Source organism: Ignavibacteria bacterium (assembly GCA_016707005.1).
In the GTDB taxonomy this organism is placed as follows: Bacteria; Bacteroidota; Ignavibacteria; order Kapaibacteriales; family Kapaibacteriaceae; genus UBA10438.
Map to the genome: position 1 here is coordinate 280,768 of JADJIQ010000001.1, position 17,159 is coordinate 297,926.

General features: G+C 54.1%; 15 protein-coding genes. 11 read left to right on the forward strand and 4 right to left on the reverse strand.

Going from position 1 to position 17,159, the window contains the following annotated elements; translation table 11 throughout:
• Position 1 precedes the first annotated feature (1 nt).
• The gene (locus IPI29_01265) at positions 2 to 460 is read left to right on the forward strand and encodes a signal peptidase I (protein MBK7411170.1); all 459 of its coding nucleotides are present in this window, start codon (positions 2 to 4) and stop codon (positions 458 to 460) included.
• Here the strand turns inward: IPI29_01265 and IPI29_01270 are convergent.
• Together IPI29_01270 and IPI29_01275 are read right to left on the reverse strand one after the other, a co-directional pair.
• On the reverse strand, positions 444 to 692 hold the full coding sequence (locus tag IPI29_01270; protein ID MBK7411171.1) for a hypothetical protein: 249 nt from the start codon (positions 690 to 692) through the stop codon (positions 444 to 446). The two genes, IPI29_01265 and IPI29_01270, sit on opposite strands and share 17 nt — an antisense overlap.
• Position 693: 1 nt before the next feature.
• Positions 694 to 3,114 carry a zinc-dependent metalloprotease gene (locus IPI29_01275; protein MBK7411172.1) on the reverse strand — a complete coding sequence of 807 codons (2,421 nt, stop codon included), beginning with the start codon at positions 3,112 to 3,114 and terminating at the stop codon, positions 694 to 696.
• Positions 3,115 to 3,428: 314 nt separating this feature from the next.
• Between IPI29_01275 and pyrF the strand changes: the two genes are divergently transcribed.
• From pyrF to IPI29_01295, 4 genes are all read left to right on the forward strand, one after another.
• Positions 3,429 to 4,190: an orotidine-5'-phosphate decarboxylase gene (gene pyrF / locus IPI29_01280; protein ID MBK7411173.1), complete on the forward strand. Its 762-nt coding sequence runs from the start codon at positions 3,429 to 3,431 to the stop codon at positions 4,188 to 4,190.
• Between the two features lie 35 nt (positions 4,191 to 4,225).
• Positions 4,226 to 5,131 carry a DUF2851 family protein gene (locus IPI29_01285; protein MBK7411174.1) on the forward strand — a complete coding sequence of 302 codons (906 nt, stop codon included), beginning with the start codon at positions 4,226 to 4,228 and terminating at the stop codon, positions 5,129 to 5,131.
• Between the two features lie 118 nt (positions 5,132 to 5,249).
• Positions 5,250 to 6,260, forward strand: a complete 1,011-nt coding sequence (locus tag IPI29_01290) for an NAD-dependent epimerase/dehydratase family protein (GenBank protein ID MBK7411175.1) — start codon at positions 5,250 to 5,252, stop codon at positions 6,258 to 6,260.
• Entirely contained in the window at positions 6,250 to 8,268 is a 2,019-nt protein-coding gene (locus IPI29_01295; protein ID MBK7411176.1) for a thioredoxin domain-containing protein, read from the forward strand. The genes IPI29_01290 and IPI29_01295 overlap by 11 nt, the downstream gene beginning before the upstream one ends.
• A 45-nt stretch (positions 8,269 to 8,313) precedes the next feature.
• Here the strand turns inward: IPI29_01295 and IPI29_01300 are convergent, their stop codons facing one another.
• A complete protein-coding gene (locus IPI29_01300) occupies positions 8,314 to 9,759 on the reverse strand; it encodes a DUF2079 domain-containing protein (GenBank protein MBK7411177.1) in 1,446 nt (481 codons plus the stop codon).
• 146 nt (positions 9,760 to 9,905) lie between these two features.
• On the opposite strand from IPI29_01300, the gene folD reads away from it, so the two are divergent.
• Genes folD through IPI29_01315 form a run of 3 tightly spaced genes read left to right on the forward strand, consistent with a single transcriptional unit; the run spans position 9,906 to position 12,181 of the window.
• Positions 9,906 to 10,784: a bifunctional methylenetetrahydrofolate dehydrogenase/methenyltetrahydrofolate cyclohydrolase FolD gene (gene folD / locus IPI29_01305; GenBank protein MBK7411178.1), complete on the forward strand. Its 879-nt coding sequence runs from the start codon at positions 9,906 to 9,908 to the stop codon at positions 10,782 to 10,784.
• Positions 10,781 to 11,539 (forward strand): RluA family pseudouridine synthase, encoded by a 759-nt coding sequence (locus IPI29_01310; protein ID MBK7411179.1) that lies wholly within the window; start codon positions 10,781 to 10,783, stop codon positions 11,537 to 11,539. Before folD ends, IPI29_01310 begins: the two co-directional genes overlap by 4 nt.
• 42 nt (positions 11,540 to 11,581) lie before the next feature.
• A complete protein-coding gene (locus IPI29_01315) occupies positions 11,582 to 12,181 on the forward strand; it encodes an adenylate kinase (protein ID MBK7411180.1) in 600 nt (199 codons plus the stop codon).
• Here IPI29_01315 and IPI29_01320 read toward each other — a convergent pair.
• Positions 12,120 to 13,553: a nitronate monooxygenase gene (locus IPI29_01320; protein MBK7411181.1), complete on the reverse strand. Its 1,434-nt coding sequence runs from the start codon at positions 13,551 to 13,553 to the stop codon at positions 12,120 to 12,122. The two genes, IPI29_01315 and IPI29_01320, sit on opposite strands and share 62 nt — an antisense overlap.
• 179 nt (positions 13,554 to 13,732) lie before the next feature.
• On the opposite strand from IPI29_01320, the gene IPI29_01325 reads away from it, so the two are divergent.
• The 3 genes from IPI29_01325 (at position 13,733) to IPI29_01335 (ending at position 17,139) form a co-directional block, all read left to right on the forward strand.
• Complete coding sequence (locus IPI29_01325; GenBank protein MBK7411182.1) at positions 13,733 to 15,037, forward strand: porin family protein; 1,305 nt, start codon at positions 13,733 to 13,735, stop codon at positions 15,035 to 15,037.
• Positions 15,034 to 16,386, forward strand: a complete 1,353-nt coding sequence (locus IPI29_01330; protein MBK7411183.1) for an OmpA family protein — start codon at positions 15,034 to 15,036, stop codon at positions 16,384 to 16,386. The genes IPI29_01325 and IPI29_01330 overlap by 4 nt, the downstream gene beginning before the upstream one ends.
• Positions 16,387 to 16,518: 132 nt before the next feature.
• Positions 16,519 to 17,139 carry a septal ring lytic transglycosylase RlpA family protein gene (locus IPI29_01335; GenBank protein ID MBK7411184.1) on the forward strand — a complete coding sequence of 207 codons (621 nt, stop codon included), beginning with the start codon at positions 16,519 to 16,521 and terminating at the stop codon, positions 17,137 to 17,139.
• The last annotated feature ends 20 nt before the right edge of the window (positions 17,140 to 17,159 follow it).

Here is a 17,159-nt window from a genome sequence, read left to right on the forward strand (position 1 = left end):
AATGATCCGTGCAAGGGGTACGGATCGCATCGGGGTTCTTCACTTTTGCGTGGGGTTCATGATGAATGAGTTTGATGCTGTTGGCGGGGAAGAGGGATTTCTTGCGCTCTTTTTTGGAGCGTACTTCTTTTTCTTCGTCGTCATGTATGCGTTCTTTGGGTTCTGCATAGGGAAGGTACTTGAAAAGGCCGGCAAGCCTTTGTGGACAGGATTCGTTCCTATCTACAACTACCTGTTGATCTTGGAGATCGTTGGGCGACCAACCTGGTGGATTCTCCTTCTACTCATTCCGTTTGTGAACGTTGCGATCCTGATCCTGGTCAGCATTGACCTTGCAAAGTCCTTCGGAAAGGATGCGGTGTGGGGACTCTTGATCGCGTTTGTGAGTGTTATCGGATGGCCGATGTTGGCGTTCGGTGATGCCAAGTATCAGGGTCCATCGGTCACAACTGGGTCGTAACCAGACTCCACACGACCACTGCTAAGACGATACAATTCAACACGAGACCTGCCTGCGCGAGAAGTTTCCCGCCACGCAGGTCTCGTTGTATATGGGGCTCTGCACCTGCGCCGACGGGATGTGCCTTTGCCGTACGGATGGCATAGATCGCCGGGATGATACCAACACCCCAGATGATGGCGAGGACGATGCTTGCGTAGGCAAGCCAAACAACTCTGGTATGGGGCTTCACGTTAGCTCTTTGGGTCGAGTGCTTGACGGATCTGAAGGTCGAGATCTTCGAAATGTGCAGTGGTCATTGGGTCGGACCCCTTAGCCCCTTGCAGTTTCTTCTGAATGGCTTTCAGACGTGCACGGGAGATCGCACGTACGTCTGTATTGTAGGTGTTCGGTCCGCGGAAGAATGCTGCGAAGGGGTCGTTGCCGTCGGCTGGCTTGGCAGCCTTCTCTATGAGCGACTGTACGTAGGCACGCTGGAGGTTGCGACGATAGAAGTCCACTGGCTTCTTGGATGTGATCTCGGTGAGAACGAGTTTCTCAACATCGTCGAAGAGCTGTTCTACGCTATAGGCCTCTGCACCGAAGCGTACCTGTTGATCGAGAAGACGCAGGAGTTTGTCGGAAGAGATCAACGTGCGCAACACGCGAGTCTGTTGATTACTGAGTCGCTGGGCAACCTCTGTTGGTGTGAGAAGTTGCGCGATCCGTTCATCGATCAGCCATAGTGGAGTAGTGAAGACATTCTCTCCAAGGAAGGCAACGGCTTCTTGCTGACGGGCCTTTGAGACCGGAGTATACACCGGACCAGGTGAGCCAAAGACCTTGCGTTCGGTCTCAACACCACCGGGAATGTTTGCTACATGACCAACTTCTCTGCTCCATTGGCCAACCACATCATCATAGGCATCTGAGAGCTGGTTGAAGTCCTTACCCTGATCATAGGTTGCGTCATAGAGATACCCCATGATGCGCTTGAGGTTGGCAATACCATAGGTGGTGGCTTTCACAGCATCATCACCAAGATCCTCCATCTGTGACGATGGATCCACGGTTACCCATTGTTGTCGACCAAACCGCAACATCTTGTTGGTCTCGGTTTGCCTTGCCCATTTCCCGAGAGTGTCGAGCTCATCGTCTGACGTCTTGGCACCAACGATCGGACGATATCCCCACATCACAGAGAAGTAATCGTACGGCCCAACCTTGGGCATTACATCTACATCATCACCCGGCTGAGCGATGTAATTGTATCGCGCATAGTCCATGATGGAGGGGGCGGTGCCATACTTTGCGCAGAAGGTTTTCGAACGCAAGGAGTCAACCGGATACGAGCTCGATGCCTTCATGTTATGAGGCATGCCGATGGTGTGACCAAACTCGTGCGCCGCAACAAAGGAGATGAGTTCTCCCATGAGCGAATCAGAATAGGGGAGTCGGTGAGACTTTGGATCGCTGACGGCTTGAGCAAAGAACCAACCGGTCTGAAGCTTCATGATGTTGTGGAACCATCCGATGTCGGACTCCAGGATCTCACCGGTACGAGGATCGTGGATGTTCGGTCCATACGCATTCTCGATCGGCGACGGATAGTAGCGGATAACGCTGTAGCGTGCGTCCTCAGGCGACCAATCGGGATCTTCTTCCGGCGTAGGTGGCTCGATGCAACGAACGGCATTCTTATATCCGGCAGCTTCAAATGCCGGATTCCACGATTCAATTCCCCTCTTAAGCCACTTTCGCCACTGCATCGGCGTTGCAGGGTCGATGTAATATGTGATCGGCTTGATCGGTTCGGTGAGCTCGCCACGGAGGAAGGCCGCTGTATCCTTTGGCTCTAAACGCCAACGAAGGATGTACTCCCGACTGACCGCTTCAGGCTCCGGACGTGAATAGTCTGTTTGATCCAACGAGAAGAATCCGATCCGTGGATCTGCCAAGCGTGGTAGCATCGGCTTTTCCGGAAGAAGCACCATTGAGTGGTGCATCCCGAAGGTCATCGTGCGCGAGGCACTGTTCTGTGCAGGGGACTCGGCAGAGAACGTAAGGACGTTCTCCACTTCGATGTTCGATGGGAAGCTCTTGGCGTATTCAACGTAGGAGCGGTCCTTATCGACCGGTCCCATCTTGTACTGTTGACGTACTCCACGATTTGGTGTGAGGATGGACACGTCACCAACGAACATGTCCGTTACGTCGATCACAATGGTGCTAGAGTCCTTGTTATACGCTTGGATCTGGAAAGCCTTGATCACTTCTTCAAAGTTGGCAGCCTTCACAGCACGCGAGATCGGCGCAGAATCACTCGCAACGTTCACATACGATACTGTACGCAGCATGATCTTGTCGTACTTGCGCTCCCAGCGGATCACCTCGGTGTTGTTCTCTTCACCACCATATCCAACCTGTGGCGTCTTTGAGATGCGGGAGACCAAGAGCATCTCCTTGCCAAGCTGTGATTTTGGAATCTCATAGAAGAACTTATCGTCGACCCGGTGCACGATAAAGAGTCCGGAATCCGACACCGCTTCCTTTGTGATCACCTTATCGTACGGCTTGATCTTCTTGTCTTTGTCGGAAGGGGGCTTTTCACCACCCTGAGCCGTTTGCTGTGAGCTAGGACTTGAGCTGCATGCGGCAACGAAGAAAGCACTCATAAGAATGCCCGAGAACCAACGAAGAGAGGTCATACGCTAACAGTAGTGGAGTGGTGAACGCAGGATCTTGAAGTTACCGTTTTTCCTACCTGAAATAAAGATGCCCGGCTAGCATCGGGGAGGGAACTGCTTAGCTCGGGCATCTGTGGTGTTCGTGTGGCCTGATCGGGGTTGGGGGACCGGATTGGGGGAGCGGCCACACGATGTATTGAGGGACATGAGTAAGGACGATGAGCCCGTGGAAATGTTACATCGGCACGGAAAAAGAGGGGTAGAAATGGACGTAGGTCGTTGAGGGGGCTATCTTTGCGCCCATGATCCCTGTAACCGGACTCTGCGTCGGGCTTGATCTCGACCTCGCGAAACTGCCCGCCCCCTACCAAGATCGTCCTGACGGACTTACGGCGTTTGGATGTGATGTGATCGATGCCACACGCCATGTAGCATCGTGCTACAAGCTCAACCTTGCGTTCTATGAGCAATATGGACGTGTGGGGCTGGACGCGATGTATGCCATCCGTGAACATTGCGGAAAGGCCTATGTGATCGCTGACGCAAAACGCGGTGATATCGGAAACACCTCGGCGGCGTATGCGCGGGCGGTGTTTGAAGACCTCAATGCCGACGCGATCACCGTGTCGCCGTACATGGGTCGTGATTCTGTTGGACCATTCCTCGAGGCGGCCGGACGTATGGTCTACGTTCTTGCCTTGACGTCGAACCCCGGCTCGCAGGACTTTCAGAGACTCAACGTTGAAGGAATGCCGCTGTATGAGCGGGTGATACGCACAACGCTCGATTGGCCGCGATCGGCCGATGTAGGCTTTGTGATTGGAGCAACGAATGCTGCTGAGCTTGCGGACCTTCGGTCGAAGTTCCCCACAGTACCGTTCCTTATCCCGGGACTTGGGAGTCAGGGCGGCGACGAACAACAGACCGTTGCTGCCAATGGCGGAGGTCCGGCCGTGTTCAATGTATCGCGAGGACTTCTCTATCTGGATCAAACGGAGGGGTGTATGGCCTCCATCCGCGCAGAGGCCGAACGATTGAACGGCGTGCTCACGTCACGTTTATAGGTTCATAACGCCACATAGGGACACGAGGTGTTCCTATGTCATTACTACAACTTCCGGAAACACTGCTGCAGCGTGCAGCACAGAAACTGTTGTCCGACAGCGGTCGGATATGGACGTGCACCAATGGCGATCACGTGCAGATCCTTGCGCCGGGCATCGTCAATCCGCATGAAGGTCCCGACTTCACGCACACGGCTGTACTACACAATGGCTGCGTACGAATAGGAACTGCGGAGTTTCATGTCCGCTCCTCCGCCTGGCATGAACACGGTCACGCACAAGACGTGCGCTACGATGACGTGATGATGCACGTGGTCCTGGTTGACGACCGTCCGGCCGATGCGTGCAAGTGGACGCTGATCCTCCCGCATGATGAAATGGGCAGGGCACTCCACGCGCTTGGTGAGCGTAAAGAACATGATTCGAGCAACGTTGATGAGATACAACGTTCAGCCGTGCTACGTCTCAACCGTGCAACTGCATTCGCACGGTCCGCCATAGGACGTGTAGGTCCCGTGGATGCCTTGCGTGTGATGACGTCGCAGTGGTTCGACAGACTGTCCTCCAAACGTCGTCACCCAATGCCCGAAGACCTCGTCTATGGCATCCGTACAGCCATCACCACATCGCCCCTTGGACTTCTCGCCGTCCACATCTCTGACTGTGAACCGGATCAGATCCTCACAGCATTTGACATCGCGGAGCGAGAACGCATCTTCACAGAGGGGGCTTCCCTCCGTCGAGAGATCGTTGTGAACGTCATCCTCCCTGTCTGCTGCGCTCTTGCCAATGACGCACAACGGATCGCCCTACTACAATGGTATTGGTCCGTGCGCGCTGTACATCCATACGGACTCCTCACACGTCGCTTCCCGGATCAGGACCAAGCATACGTCTGGCAACAACAGGGAATGTTAGAGTGGTTGAGGAGATATGGGTAGTCAGATGCTGAGTTACGTAGTTACAGAGTTACGCAGTTACGGGATTACGGATGTACATGCTTTGTAAATTGCGAGCTATTACGTCACTTGAAACTCGTAACTGGTAACTCGAAACTCTATGAGAATTACACTCGTCACCGGCGCCAATGGAGAAATTGGCCACAGTCTTCTTGAAACACTTGCGGCGAGTGGTGATCGGAAGATCATTGCATTGGATCTTGCTCCGCTGGCTGATGACCTGCGCCCCATGGTGTCGGTTGCACTTCAGGGTGATGTTTCGGATCCTGCCATGGTTGCAGAGATCGAGAAGCACGACGTAGAAGAGATATACCACCTTGCGGCGTTGCTCTCAACGAGTTCGGAGAAGAATCCGGCTCTTGCGCATCATGTGAATGTGAATGGGACGATGGGGCTTCTGCTCATGGCACGACGTATCGGTACGCGCACGGGCAGGGTTGTGACGTTCTTGTTCCCAAGCACGATCGCAGTGTACGGAATGCCGTCTCTCGAAACGAAGAATGCGGCCGGAGCTGTTACGGAGTTCGAATACCTGCAGCCAACAACGATGTATGGCATCAACAAGGTCTACTGCGAACAGTTGGGCGGCTACATGAGTGACCGTTTTGGTCAACTCACGGATGAAGCAGGGAAGAAGGTGCTGGATTTCCGAGCACTGCGTTTCCCCGGACTCATCTCGGCAACAACGGTTCCAACGGGCGGAACGAGTGACTATGCGCCGGAGATGATCCACGCCGCAGCCCAAGGAAAGGCCTATGCGTGTTTTGTTCGACCTGATGCACGCATTCCGTTCATGGCAATGCCGGACGGAGTGAAGGCACTTCTCGATCTGGCTGCAGCACCTGCAGAGAACCTCACACAACGCGTGTACAACATTGGAGCATTCTCACCATCTGCGGAAGAGATCGCCGTCAAGGTAAAGGAAGCATTCCCGGGCGCAGAGATCACCTATGCACCACATCCGAAACGTCAGGCCATCATCGATTCATGGTGCGCGGATGTGAACGACGAAGCTGCGAGACGTGATTGGGGATGGAAGCCGGACTACGATATGCAACGTGCCTTTGACGAATACCTGATCCCGACGATCTCCGGCGTCTATGCCGATTGAACCCCACACGAACCGGCTTGCACACGAACAATCGCCGTACCTCCTTCAACACGCTTCCAATCCGGTAGCATGGTACCCATGGAGTAACGAAGCATTCGAACAAGCTCGTGCGGAGAACAAACCTGTTTTCGTCAGTATCGGCTATGCCACGTGCCACTGGTGTCACGTTATGGCACATGAGTCGTTTGAGGACGAGACGGTAGCGGCCTACCTCAACGAACATTACATCTGTATCAAGGTCGACCGAGAAGAACGTCCGGATGTCGATGCCATTTGCATGGATGTCTGTCAGTCACTCACCGGTCACGGCGGCTGGCCGCTCACGATCATGATGGATGCAGACAGGCGCCCCTTTTTCGCCGGGACCTATTTCCCGCGATACTCGTTTGGGAATCGACTCGGATTTCTCGATCTGTTGCAGCGACTGAAGGAGGTCTGGGTTCTTGATCACGCCCGTGTCATCGATACGGCACGGGAGATCACAGAGTCGCTCACGAAGCAGGCCGAAGCCGATTTCCGCGGCAATGTACCGCCGGATGTGATCGAGATCGCTGTTGACCACCATAAGCGGATGTATGACGACGTCTATGGTGGATTCTCGGTGAAGCCCAAGTTCCCGTCACCGCATCATCTCCTTCTTCTTCTTCGCAGTGCCGTGACCCTCGATGATAAGGGGCTCCTCAGCATGGTCTGTACAACACTTGATGCGATGCGAGCCGGCGGGATCTATGATCAGGTGGGATATGGGTTCCATCGGTACAGCACGGACCGACAGTGGTTGGTGCCACATTTCGAAAAGATGCTCTATGATCAGGCCATGATGATGATGGCCTATACCGATGCGTGGCAGATAACTCGCGATGAATTGTATCGATCGGTAGTGGTGGAGATCGCCGAGTACCTCAGACGAGAGATGACGAGCGAATCAGGCGCGTTCTTCTCTGCGCAGGATGCCGATAGCGAGGGTGTAGAAGGGAAGTTCTATGTCTGGAATGCGAACGAGTGGAGTGATGCATCTCCGGAGTTGCAGTCGCTCTTGAACGTACGAGCCGACGGGAATTTCCATGATGAAGCAACGGGAAATCCGAGTGAAGACAATATCCCGCACGTGGAGATCGGAAGACTTCGCGAGCTGATGTCAAACGAAGAGTGGACCTCATTCCGCGTAACACTTCTGGAACGACGAGCTCAGCGTATTCCGCCTCTCACGGATGACAAGATCCTTGCGGATTGGAATGGGCTGATGATCGGCGCTCTTGCTCGCGCCGGACGCGCATTCAGCGATCCAACATTGACGTCGATGGCCGAACGGGCGTATTCCGCGTTCACGCATCCCGTAGTGTTTCATCGAACGCGCAACGGACATTCAGCAGTACCAAGCATGCTGGATGATCATGCGATGATGGGCTGGGCAGGAATGGAGTTGTATCAGACAACCGGCGCAGTGTCCTATCTCCGTGATGCCCTCGAGAATGCCGATATCATCCTCGAACGATTTGCAGACGACAACGGAGCCCTGTACCTCATATCACGCGATGTGACCGATGTACCCGTCCGCCAAAAGCAAGGATATGATAGTGCCTATCCATGTGGAAACAGCATGGCAGCACTTCTCTTCGCCAGCCTCGGTGCGATCACCAACAATCGTCGCTACCGGGAAGCAGCTCAAGCGTGCATCAACACCTACGGCACCCAACTAGCGAAGTATGCACCCGGCTTCTGTATGCTGCTGTGTGCATGGGATACTCTTGCCGTTGGGTCAACAGAGATCGTGTTCAATGGGGCAATGGATAGCCCCTTTATCACCCAAGCACGCACATACATCTCATCCGTGTATCGTCCGAGAGCCTATTTCATCCATCGTCCGTCTGATGAACAAGGGGCTTCTCTTCTCCGCGAAGCATCATACCCCTTCGATGTCTCACCAGAGAACTCGGTCCTCATCTGCACAGACTATACGTGTGCGTTGCCGATAACAGAGATCGAGTTGCTAGTTACTGGTTACTAGTTACGAGTTACGAGTTACGAGTTACGAGTTACTAGTTACTAGTTACTAGTTACTAGTTACTTCGTAAACGATGCTCGTTTCATTCTTGTTTCCTCTTGGATTCAACCAATGCAGTGTTGCATCGAGGAGTCCGGGTTCGACCTCAACAAGTTGCGTAAGGTGTCCGGGAATGAGATCGTTCACTCGCTGAAGTAAGACGTCTCTGCTCGTGATATCGTAGAAGACCACATGCGTAGGAGCAAACGCAGAGAGTTCGCTCCATGATGAGGATGTTGTATCCGTGAGAACAGTTAACGTCTTGATCTCATGACCAAGATAGAATGAGGGAACGAAGACACCCGGCTTGGCGATCACTGCCACTCGATCAGCGCCAGCGATACCGTGAAGGTAGCTGAGAGATTCCACGCGCGATCGTTTTGAGTAGGAGAATATGAACAACGTGAGTAACACTGTGTTCACTGCCCAGAACCAACCCAATGCGATCGACGTCCAACGGACGGGACCTGATGAGCGTTGTGGCCTGTCTATCCACGCAACGGCAACAACTACCAGCAGAAGAGGAACCACCGGAATGATGAACCGCTCCTGTTTGTTGGCAATGAACGAATGGGCCACAACAAAGACAACGATCGGGAGGAGGACTTCATACCGGAGTGATGAGCGTTTGTCCGTGAACAAGCGCCACAGTAATACAAGACTTGTCGGAGGTATCAAGAGGCCTACGAGGAGCAACACATATTGATACAACGGTCCGTTCGCATACTCATCTGAACCCGTTACAAAGTTCATCCAGTAGGTGATCGGCGCGATGAGGAATTGGCCCCAGACAAGCAGGTCGACGATACCTTGGGTGAGGCAGATTACGGTCGCATAGGAAACAACAAGACCTATAGCCATGCGCCATTCGCGACGTACCATCAACACCATCGTCATGGTGGCAGGGATCACGGCCGTGTGATAACGGAACAAAAAGGCCACGGCAAATGCCAGTCCGGCCAGGACAATGTCTCGCATCGATCCACGCCGAAGGACAAGGAAGACGCCGGTCATCAATGGTGGTATACATACTACCTCGATGAGATTCCGGACTCCAAGAAAGGGAAGAACCCAAAAGACAGCCACGAGGAATGCCGCAGCTTTTGCTGACTCTTCGGAGCCGATACGGCGGGCGATAGCAGCGGCAAGAGGTATTGCCAGCGTTGCCAACAATGCATGCAGGATCCTCATCACCAACATCTGTGTTTGAGGATCTGTGATCCCAATGCCTATGCAGGCAGACAAGATGCCATAGAGGATCCCCGGGTAGACCACACTATGTCCGGGCACCACATCTCTGTTGAACCAACCACCATGATCAGCAAGAAACCACTGATACGGACCATCCTCGATCACAAAGTGATCGTCGTGCATGGCATATCCGGGAGAAAACACTGCCGCGAGCAGGCGCAATACCAGCCCGACAATGATCGCAGTACGAATCGATGGAAGCATTAAGTAAGGCAGTTACGTAGTTACTCAGTTACGCAGGTACGAAGTTACCTCTCAACTTCTGTAGCACCGTAACTCCGTAACTCCGTAACCCCGTAACCTCGTAACCTCGTAACTGAGTAACTGCGTAACTCCGTATTTTGCGCCATATGGCACTGATCATCGACGGTAACGCACTGGCTGCGGAGATACGAGCGGAGGTAGCGGCAGACGTCGCACGTCTGACGGCATCCACGGGGATCGTACCCGGCCTTAACCTTCTTCTCGTTGGTGAGGATCCTGCAAGCACGGTCTATGTGCGAAACAAGTCCAAGGATTGTGAGAAGGTTGGCATTCACTCCACCATCGTTCGTATGCCGGCAACGGCAACCGAGGAAGAAGTAGTGGAGCAGGTTCGTCAGTGGAACAATGACCCTGCCGTACATGGGATCCTGGTTCAGCTGCCCATCCCAAAGCACATCAATGAACATCGTGTGATACGATCGATCGATCCGGCCAAGGATGTGGATGGTTTTCATCCTGAGAATGCCGGCCGACTCCTCATCGGTCTCGAAGGCTTCATTCCGTGTACTCCATATGGGGTCTTGGAAATGCTCAAACGTTATAACATCGAAACATCAGGAAAACACGCCGTAGTTGTTGGACGGAGCAATATCGTTGGTAAGCCCCTTGCCATCCTTCTTGCACAAAAACGTCCGCAAGGCAATGCAACGGTCACGATCTGCCACACCGGCACACCGGATATTGCAGAACATACCCGACGAGCAGATATCCTTATCTCCGCTGTTGGTGTGAATGGTGTGATCACTGCGGATCATGTGAAGGAAGGGGCGGTTGTGATCGACGTAGGGATCAATCGCATCACTCTGCCTGATGGAACAACGAAACTGACGGGAGATGTCCTCTTTGACGAGGTTGCAGCAAAGGCCTCGGCCATCACCCCTGTTCCGGGTGGTGTAGGACCGATGACGCGGGCGATGTTGCTCCGCAATACCGTTACCGCTGCAGAGAGGATAGGGGGCCGATGAAACGTTCGCAATTACCGGTACTGTACTCGGACGAACATCTTGTTGTTGTGAATAAGCCCGCCGGTTTGCTTGCCATCCCGGACCGGTACGATGCGAACCTGCCAAGTGTGAAGTCCTTGGTCCGCGAGCAGTTCGAAAGTGCATTCACCGTGCACCGCTTGGATAAGGATACATCCGGCGTGATGATCATGGCGCTCACCCCAGAAGCGCACAAGGCCTTGAACGAACAATTCGAGAAGCACATTGTCACCAAGACCTATCTCGCCATCGTCTCCGGTATCGTAGACCGTGATGAGATAAAGATCGATATCCCGATAGCCTCAGATACTCGACGCAAGGGCCTAATGAAGCCTTCGGCCAAGGGCAAGGAAGCACACACGATCATGCGGGTTGTGGAACGTTTTCGTCTGGCTACGTTGGTCGAGTGCGACCTGATCACCGGACGTCAACACCAGATCCGTGTGCATTGTTCGGCTGTAGGCCATCCACTATTGGTGGATCAGGACTATGGCAAAAACAAGCAGTTTCTGCTCTCCACCATCAAGCGCCGGTACAACCTGGCCAAGGGTGCCGAGGAACGTCCGGTCATTGAACGCCTCACCCTGCACGCAAGCAGAGTGAGCTTTGACCACCCCGTCTCGGGCGAACGGATCACCGTTACCGCCGAGCCCCCAAAGGACTTCTCGGCGGCCATTCAGGTTCTCCGGAAATACGCAGCTCCATATGCATCAGCATTCGATGCTGAGTTCTTCTGAGGAACAGGTCGTATCTTCGCCTATTCTAGTCGCAGGAAAACGATGATCATCATACTGTTCGGAGCCCCCGGAGTGGGGAAGGGCACCCAGGCCGTCATCCTCGCCGAAAAGCTTGGAGTGGCCCATCTTAGCACGGGCGACGCATTTCGTGCAGCGATCAAAAATCAGACACCGGTTGGTGTCTTGGCCAAGGAGTATGTGGATGCAGGCAAACTCGTTCCTGACGAGATCGTGGCCCGCATCGTCGAAGAAGCCATGGAAGGCGAATCATTTGCCCTAGGCTGCATCCTCGATGGTTTCCCGCGCACGCGTCCACAAGCAGATGCACTCGATCGTATGCTCGCCGCCAAGGGTCTGAATATCTCATCGGTTGTCAATATCAATGTTGATGATGCTACCATCATCGGCCGACTCCTTCAACGCGGACGCGCCGATGACTCCGAATCCATCATCCGTCACCGACTTGACATCTACAACGATGAGACAGCTCCGCTTCTGGAATTCTATTCAGATAAGGGGCTCCTCACCTCCGTTGATGGCATCGGTGAAGTAGAGACCGTGAACGAGCGGATCCTTGCTGCTATTGCCTCTTCAGGTGTGACAGCACATCACGTGCCTGATACGACGTCTGACCGGACCTGAGAAACTGACCTACCTGTACGAGGTCATCTCCTGCAGTAAGCAGAGGCGACTCTTGATAGCCGTCTTCTTGCGCCTGCCCTAATCCAACATTGGCCAGAAGTGCATTGCACAGGCACTTTCGGTCTACCGTATCCTCAACCTTGCCGCCCTTGCGCACGTAGTCCTCTACGGGCTCAGATGCACACAGGTAGACGATGGCTCCATCCTCGCGGACGGCAACTTGTCGGAGATATCCTAGGTCACATTTGCGAGGTCGGTCCTCATACACAGACCGCTCAGACTGCGTGCCCGGTAACTGAACCACCTTGAACGGGAAGCCCGTAGGCGAAGCGTTCGGATCCGTGAAGACCGCAGAGCCCTCAACGACCTGTTGGCTCAAGATGCGCGATATCACCGCCTCGCGAAGGTGCGGTGCCACACCGGATTCTTCACAGAAGGCAAAGGCAGTGCCGACTTGAATTCCGGCTGCTCCACGCTCGATGGCCTCTGTTAGCTTCTCCGGAGATCCATAGGAGCCGGCCAACCAGAACGGGAGTCCTAGTTCCCGTATCTCTTCAAGGTCTGCGTGATCCTTCTCACCATAGATCGGTTCACCACGCTCATTGAGCTTCATTGGGCCGCGAGGAGGGGCGTTGTGTCCGCCTGCAAGTACACCTTCGATCACAAAACCTTCCACGGACCCGGTCGACTTTTTCACGAGGTGCGACGCAAGGGTACTTGAGGAAATGATGGCAAGGAAGGCAGGGCGCTTCAATGGTTGAGTGGGAAGCACATCCAAGGACTCTCTCGGTGAGACCGTGGTTGACACATCAGCATTGCCGGATGGCCCACTCAACGTGATCTTGATCGAGGCATTCTCGTGGAGAGAGAACCTGTCGAGCACTCCCGGGATCTCCCTAGGTACCCCGGCACCCATCAGAACATAGTCTACGCCTGCGAGCATCGCTCCGTAGGTGGCCGCGAGGTTCGACGTTTGGAGCTTCTCGAGAAAGTTGATGCCAACAATGCCATCGTGACCCTCCTTCGCAAGCCAAACCTCTACAAAACCGGATGCGATGTTGAGCCGTTGCAGTGTGCGAGTGGGTGTAACCGAGGGCACTGGACTCCTCTTGAACCGTTCGCCTGGCGCTATCCCTCCCTCGACGAAATAGCTTGCCAAGATCTCGGAAGCCACCCCAGGGTCAACGAAATGGGCCAATGCCCTTCGGATATGCCCTCCTGGGTCGCCGTTCTGCAGCCTACGGACGATGACGGAATTCAAGGCTGTACCGGATACTACTCCTAGCTCGCCTTCGGTAGAAACTGCACGGGCAAGACGCCAGTCGGAAACCCCAACTCCCATCCCGCCTTGTATGATTTTGGGTAATTGCATCAGATTAAAGACAAACCACTCCGAAATATATTGCACCCTTTGACCTTGTCGATATCCACATTGCTCTGTGGATATCCTGCACTCTCCATCGTTATCTAATGACTGGCGTAACAGTATGAAGCGGAAAGGAATAGCATGAGAAGTTAAAGTGACGTAATAAGAGGGAATGCAGATGTGGAATGAAAATTGATTACGTTTCCACACTTCGGTCTCTTTGTTACATTGACCTACGGTTTGGTGTGCGCCTTCTATTGGCCCTCTGTACATCGGTCCTGCTGACGCAGGGAATCCTCATTGCCCAGTCTCAACAGGGTGATGTGGTAGGGTCATTATCCGGAGGCGTAGTCAAGTACCAAGGTGAACTCTCCGATGACTCCTTCGGTCCGGGAGCGTTCTTTTCGCTCAGATATGCTGCCATGGATCGACTCTGGATCGAAGCCCGGTTCGGACTTGGCGAGTACCGCTGGAAGATCACTGACGCCAAGCTAGCTCGGTACCCTGACTACTTCGGAGCCAATGCGCAGATAGGTGACCTCTACCCTGCGTCCATCACCACGATCGAACCAGAAAACGAAAGTCGCGTAACACTTGGGGATCTCTCCGTGAGTTACGTGCTTGTTGACGGGATCCCGGCAAGCCCCTTCATCACTGCGGGGGTTGGTGTTGTCAACTTTGCACCGTCAACAAGTGAATCGCACACGCAATTGCCGAACTCAGCCGCTGGGAACTACCCCCACACGGTAGCCAGTATCATCCTCGGCGGGGGAGTCCAGATCCCGGTCTCGGAGCGAGTTGGCATCCTTTTGCGCGGAGAACACAGGTTTGTGTTTTCTTCCTATCTCGACGACATTTCGTTCAACGGAAGTAATGATGCGCTAAGCACTTTCTCCATTGGCCTAACCTATCGCTTTAATGAACCTGAAGCACAGGAAGCTGATCCGAGCTATGACAACGAATGCGAGTATTGTGAAAATTGTGGGGATAATTGCGATGAGTGCTGCGACGAGGTATCTGATTGCGATCAAAGGTGCTTAAGAGAATGTTCTAAGAACTGCTGTTGCTGTTGTGCACACTGTTGCTGCTGTTGCTGTGGAAAAGCAGCGACTCCTGCAGTAGAGGCGCCTGCGCCCGCACCCGCTACCGTTCCATCGCCTGGTCCGGGGCCTGTTTCAGCTCCAGTTTCAGGTCCGGTACCGGAGCCGATGGATGTGCCGTGTCCGGCCGGACAGCATCGGGAGTGTTATGGTCCACCGGGGTATGGTATATGTGTGGATGACGACCCGCCGAAGGGTCCGGAGCCGATCCTTTGGGAACTGGCTCGCCCCCTTGATGATGGAAGTCTTTTGCGTGAGGTTGACGGAAAATGGTACCGCAAGCAGATCCTGCCTGACGGAACAGTTCGAGTAACAAAGGGGCTCCTGCCGTTTGAGGCATCGGAGTGTAAAGAATGCAAAGAGAAACAACGCCGGGAGAATCAACGATGACAACGTTCCTCAAACACCTTTTCCTCAGCGCCGGCGTTATCGTGGTCTTGTCGTGCCCAGTGTCTGCTCAGTCACGTCAGGGCGACGTGGTAGGGACGATCAGCGGGGGGATCTACAAGTATCACGGCGAACTATCAGACGACTACTTTGGTCCGTCAGGGGCGATATCTCTCCAGTTCGCTGCAATGGACCGCCTATGGGTCGAAGCTCGGTTGGGGATCGGTGAGTACCGATGGAAGATCACGGAAGCCAAAATGGCCCGCTTCCCCCAATATTTTGGTCAAGGGGCTGTTATCGGCGATAAATACCCGGGCTCACTCACGACCATTGAAGCTGAGAACGAGAGCCGCGTGACTACGGCCGACTTCCTCGTCAGCTACGTACTCGTGGACAACATCCCCGCTGTGCCGTTTCTGACCGCCGGCATAGGTCTTGTGAACTTTGCCCCATCAAACAGCGGTGAACATTCTGCTCTACCCAACAACGAGGCAGGGATCTATCCAAAGACCGTTGCGTCCATACCTCTCGGTGGAGGACTCAGGATCCCATTCTCCAGAAGCGTTGGACTTCTCCTCCGTGGCGAGTATCGTTTTGTGTTCTCTGAGTATCTGGACGATCTGACAGAAGCTGGTGCGAATGATGCACTAACGAATATCTCGATCGGTCTCACATATCGGTTCAACAACCCAGAACCGAAGGCAAAACGTCAAAAACATGCCTGCCCTGTCTGCGGATGCGGAACACCGGGCGATTGTTGTTGCCAAGCTCCCATTCCGGCGCCTGTGCCAGCGCCCGTTCCGGCGCCTGTGCCAGCGCCAGTTCCAGCGCCTGTGCCAGCACCCGCTCCGGCGCCTGTTCCAGCACCTGTACCAGCGCCCGCTCCGGCGCCAGAGCCTGCACCAGAACCAGCGGTAGCGCCGACGCCAGCTCCAGCCCCGGCAAAGAAGCGGACGTCGTTTGCAAAGGACATTCGATTCAAGGTGAATACGGACGAGTTCGATTTTGACCAACCCGAAACAGCAAAGAACCTGAACGAGCTCTTAACATATATGCAGGAGTCGTGTGAGGAGTTGCAGGTGATGGTTGAAGGACACGCCTCAGCCGATGGTCCGGCCCAGCGAAACAAGGACCTATCAGATCTGCGAGCGCAGAAGGTTCGTCAGTGGCTTTTGGAGCAGGGTGTACCGCCAAACAAGGTTCGCGGAGCCGTTGGATACGGATCTGCTATGCCGCGTGTTAAGGAGCCAACACCGGCTCAATCCAAGAAGATGAGCAAGGATCAGCTCGAAGCAATACGTCGTCAAAATCGTAGAATCGAGGTAGCCGTCTTGCGGGAGTGCTCTGTGTAAATGAATTAAAATTCATCCTACATTCATTGGGTTCATGTGGAAAACTCCTAACTTGCTTTTCTCATGGTAACCCAACTCTCCACAAAGAAGGCAATTCGCGTCGCAGTATTCGTGGCGGTGTTCATCGCAGTGATGTCCATCAGCTTCATACTGCAGGCTCATGATGCGCCTGTTGGTACCGAGACTCTCATGGCCGCTCCGGCCCCAGTAGCTGAGACAGTGACAGCCGAGCCAGTTTCGTACGAGATGTCAGACGCTATAGATGGACTGGCCTCGTGGTATGGCGGACAGTTCCATGGCCGCCGAACAGCGAGCGGAGCCCGCTTCGACATGCACGAGTACACGGCAGCCCACCGCACACTCCCGTTCGGCACCGTCCTGCGAGTAGAGAACCCTAAGACCGGCAAGGCTATCCTTGTTGAGGTCACCGACCGCGGCCCGTTTATTCGTAAGCGTGTAATCGACCTCTCCTATGGCGCTGCCCGCGATCTCGGCGTATCCGTATCTCCCGTAGAGATCGACGCTCTCACCAAGACCGCCGTCTCGGAATTCTACGAAGAGAATGACAGCACGTTCCTCGTCTTCTCTCCGGATCTCAAGCCACTCGTGGTCAGAACCTCGAAGCTCGATACCCTGGCTGCATCCACAACGCTTACAAATGTTATGAAGAACCGGTCCGAGAACGAATATGTGATCATTCGTCCGGGCACCAAGGGGCTTACGTATACACGCGCCTGTATGGCGGGGGAATAGCGAATAGCGAATAGCGAATA

Bases quoted from the DNA above. Each gene is read 5' to 3' on its own strand.
- IPI29_01325 (MBK7411182.1), top strand. From the start codon at position 13,733: ATGAAAATTGATTACGTTTCCACACTTCGGTCTCTTTGTTACATTGAC.
- IPI29_01295 (MBK7411176.1), top strand. From the start codon at position 6,250: ATGCCGATTGAACCCCACACGAACCGGCTTGCACACGAACAATCGCCG.
- IPI29_01310 (MBK7411179.1), top strand. From the start codon at position 10,781: ATGAAACGTTCGCAATTACCGGTACTGTACTCGGACGAACATCTTGTT.
- IPI29_01320 (MBK7411181.1), bottom strand. From the start codon at position 13,553: ATGCAATTACCCAAAATCATACAAGGCGGGATGGGAGTTGGGGTTTCC.
- pyrF (MBK7411173.1), top strand. From the start codon at position 3,429: ATGATCCCTGTAACCGGACTCTGCGTCGGGCTTGATCTCGACCTCGCG.
- IPI29_01315 (MBK7411180.1), top strand. From the start codon at position 11,582: ATGATCATCATACTGTTCGGAGCCCCCGGAGTGGGGAAGGGCACCCAG.
- folD (MBK7411178.1), top strand. From the start codon at position 9,906: ATGGCACTGATCATCGACGGTAACGCACTGGCTGCGGAGATACGAGCG.
- IPI29_01330 (MBK7411183.1), top strand. From the start codon at position 15,034: ATGACAACGTTCCTCAAACACCTTTTCCTCAGCGCCGGCGTTATCGTG.
- IPI29_01265 (MBK7411170.1), top strand. From the start codon at position 2: ATGATCCGTGCAAGGGGTACGGATCGCATCGGGGTTCTTCACTTTTGC.
- IPI29_01335 (MBK7411184.1), top strand. From the start codon at position 16,519: ATGTCCATCAGCTTCATACTGCAGGCTCATGATGCGCCTGTTGGTACC.
- IPI29_01290 (MBK7411175.1), top strand. From the start codon at position 5,250: ATGAGAATTACACTCGTCACCGGCGCCAATGGAGAAATTGGCCACAGT.
- IPI29_01300 (MBK7411177.1), bottom strand. From the start codon at position 9,759: ATGCTTCCATCGATTCGTACTGCGATCATTGTCGGGCTGGTATTGCGC.
- IPI29_01285 (MBK7411174.1), top strand. From the start codon at position 4,226: ATGTCATTACTACAACTTCCGGAAACACTGCTGCAGCGTGCAGCACAG.
- IPI29_01275 (MBK7411172.1), bottom strand. From the start codon at position 3,114: ATGAGTGCTTTCTTCGTTGCCGCATGCAGCTCAAGTCCTAGCTCACAG.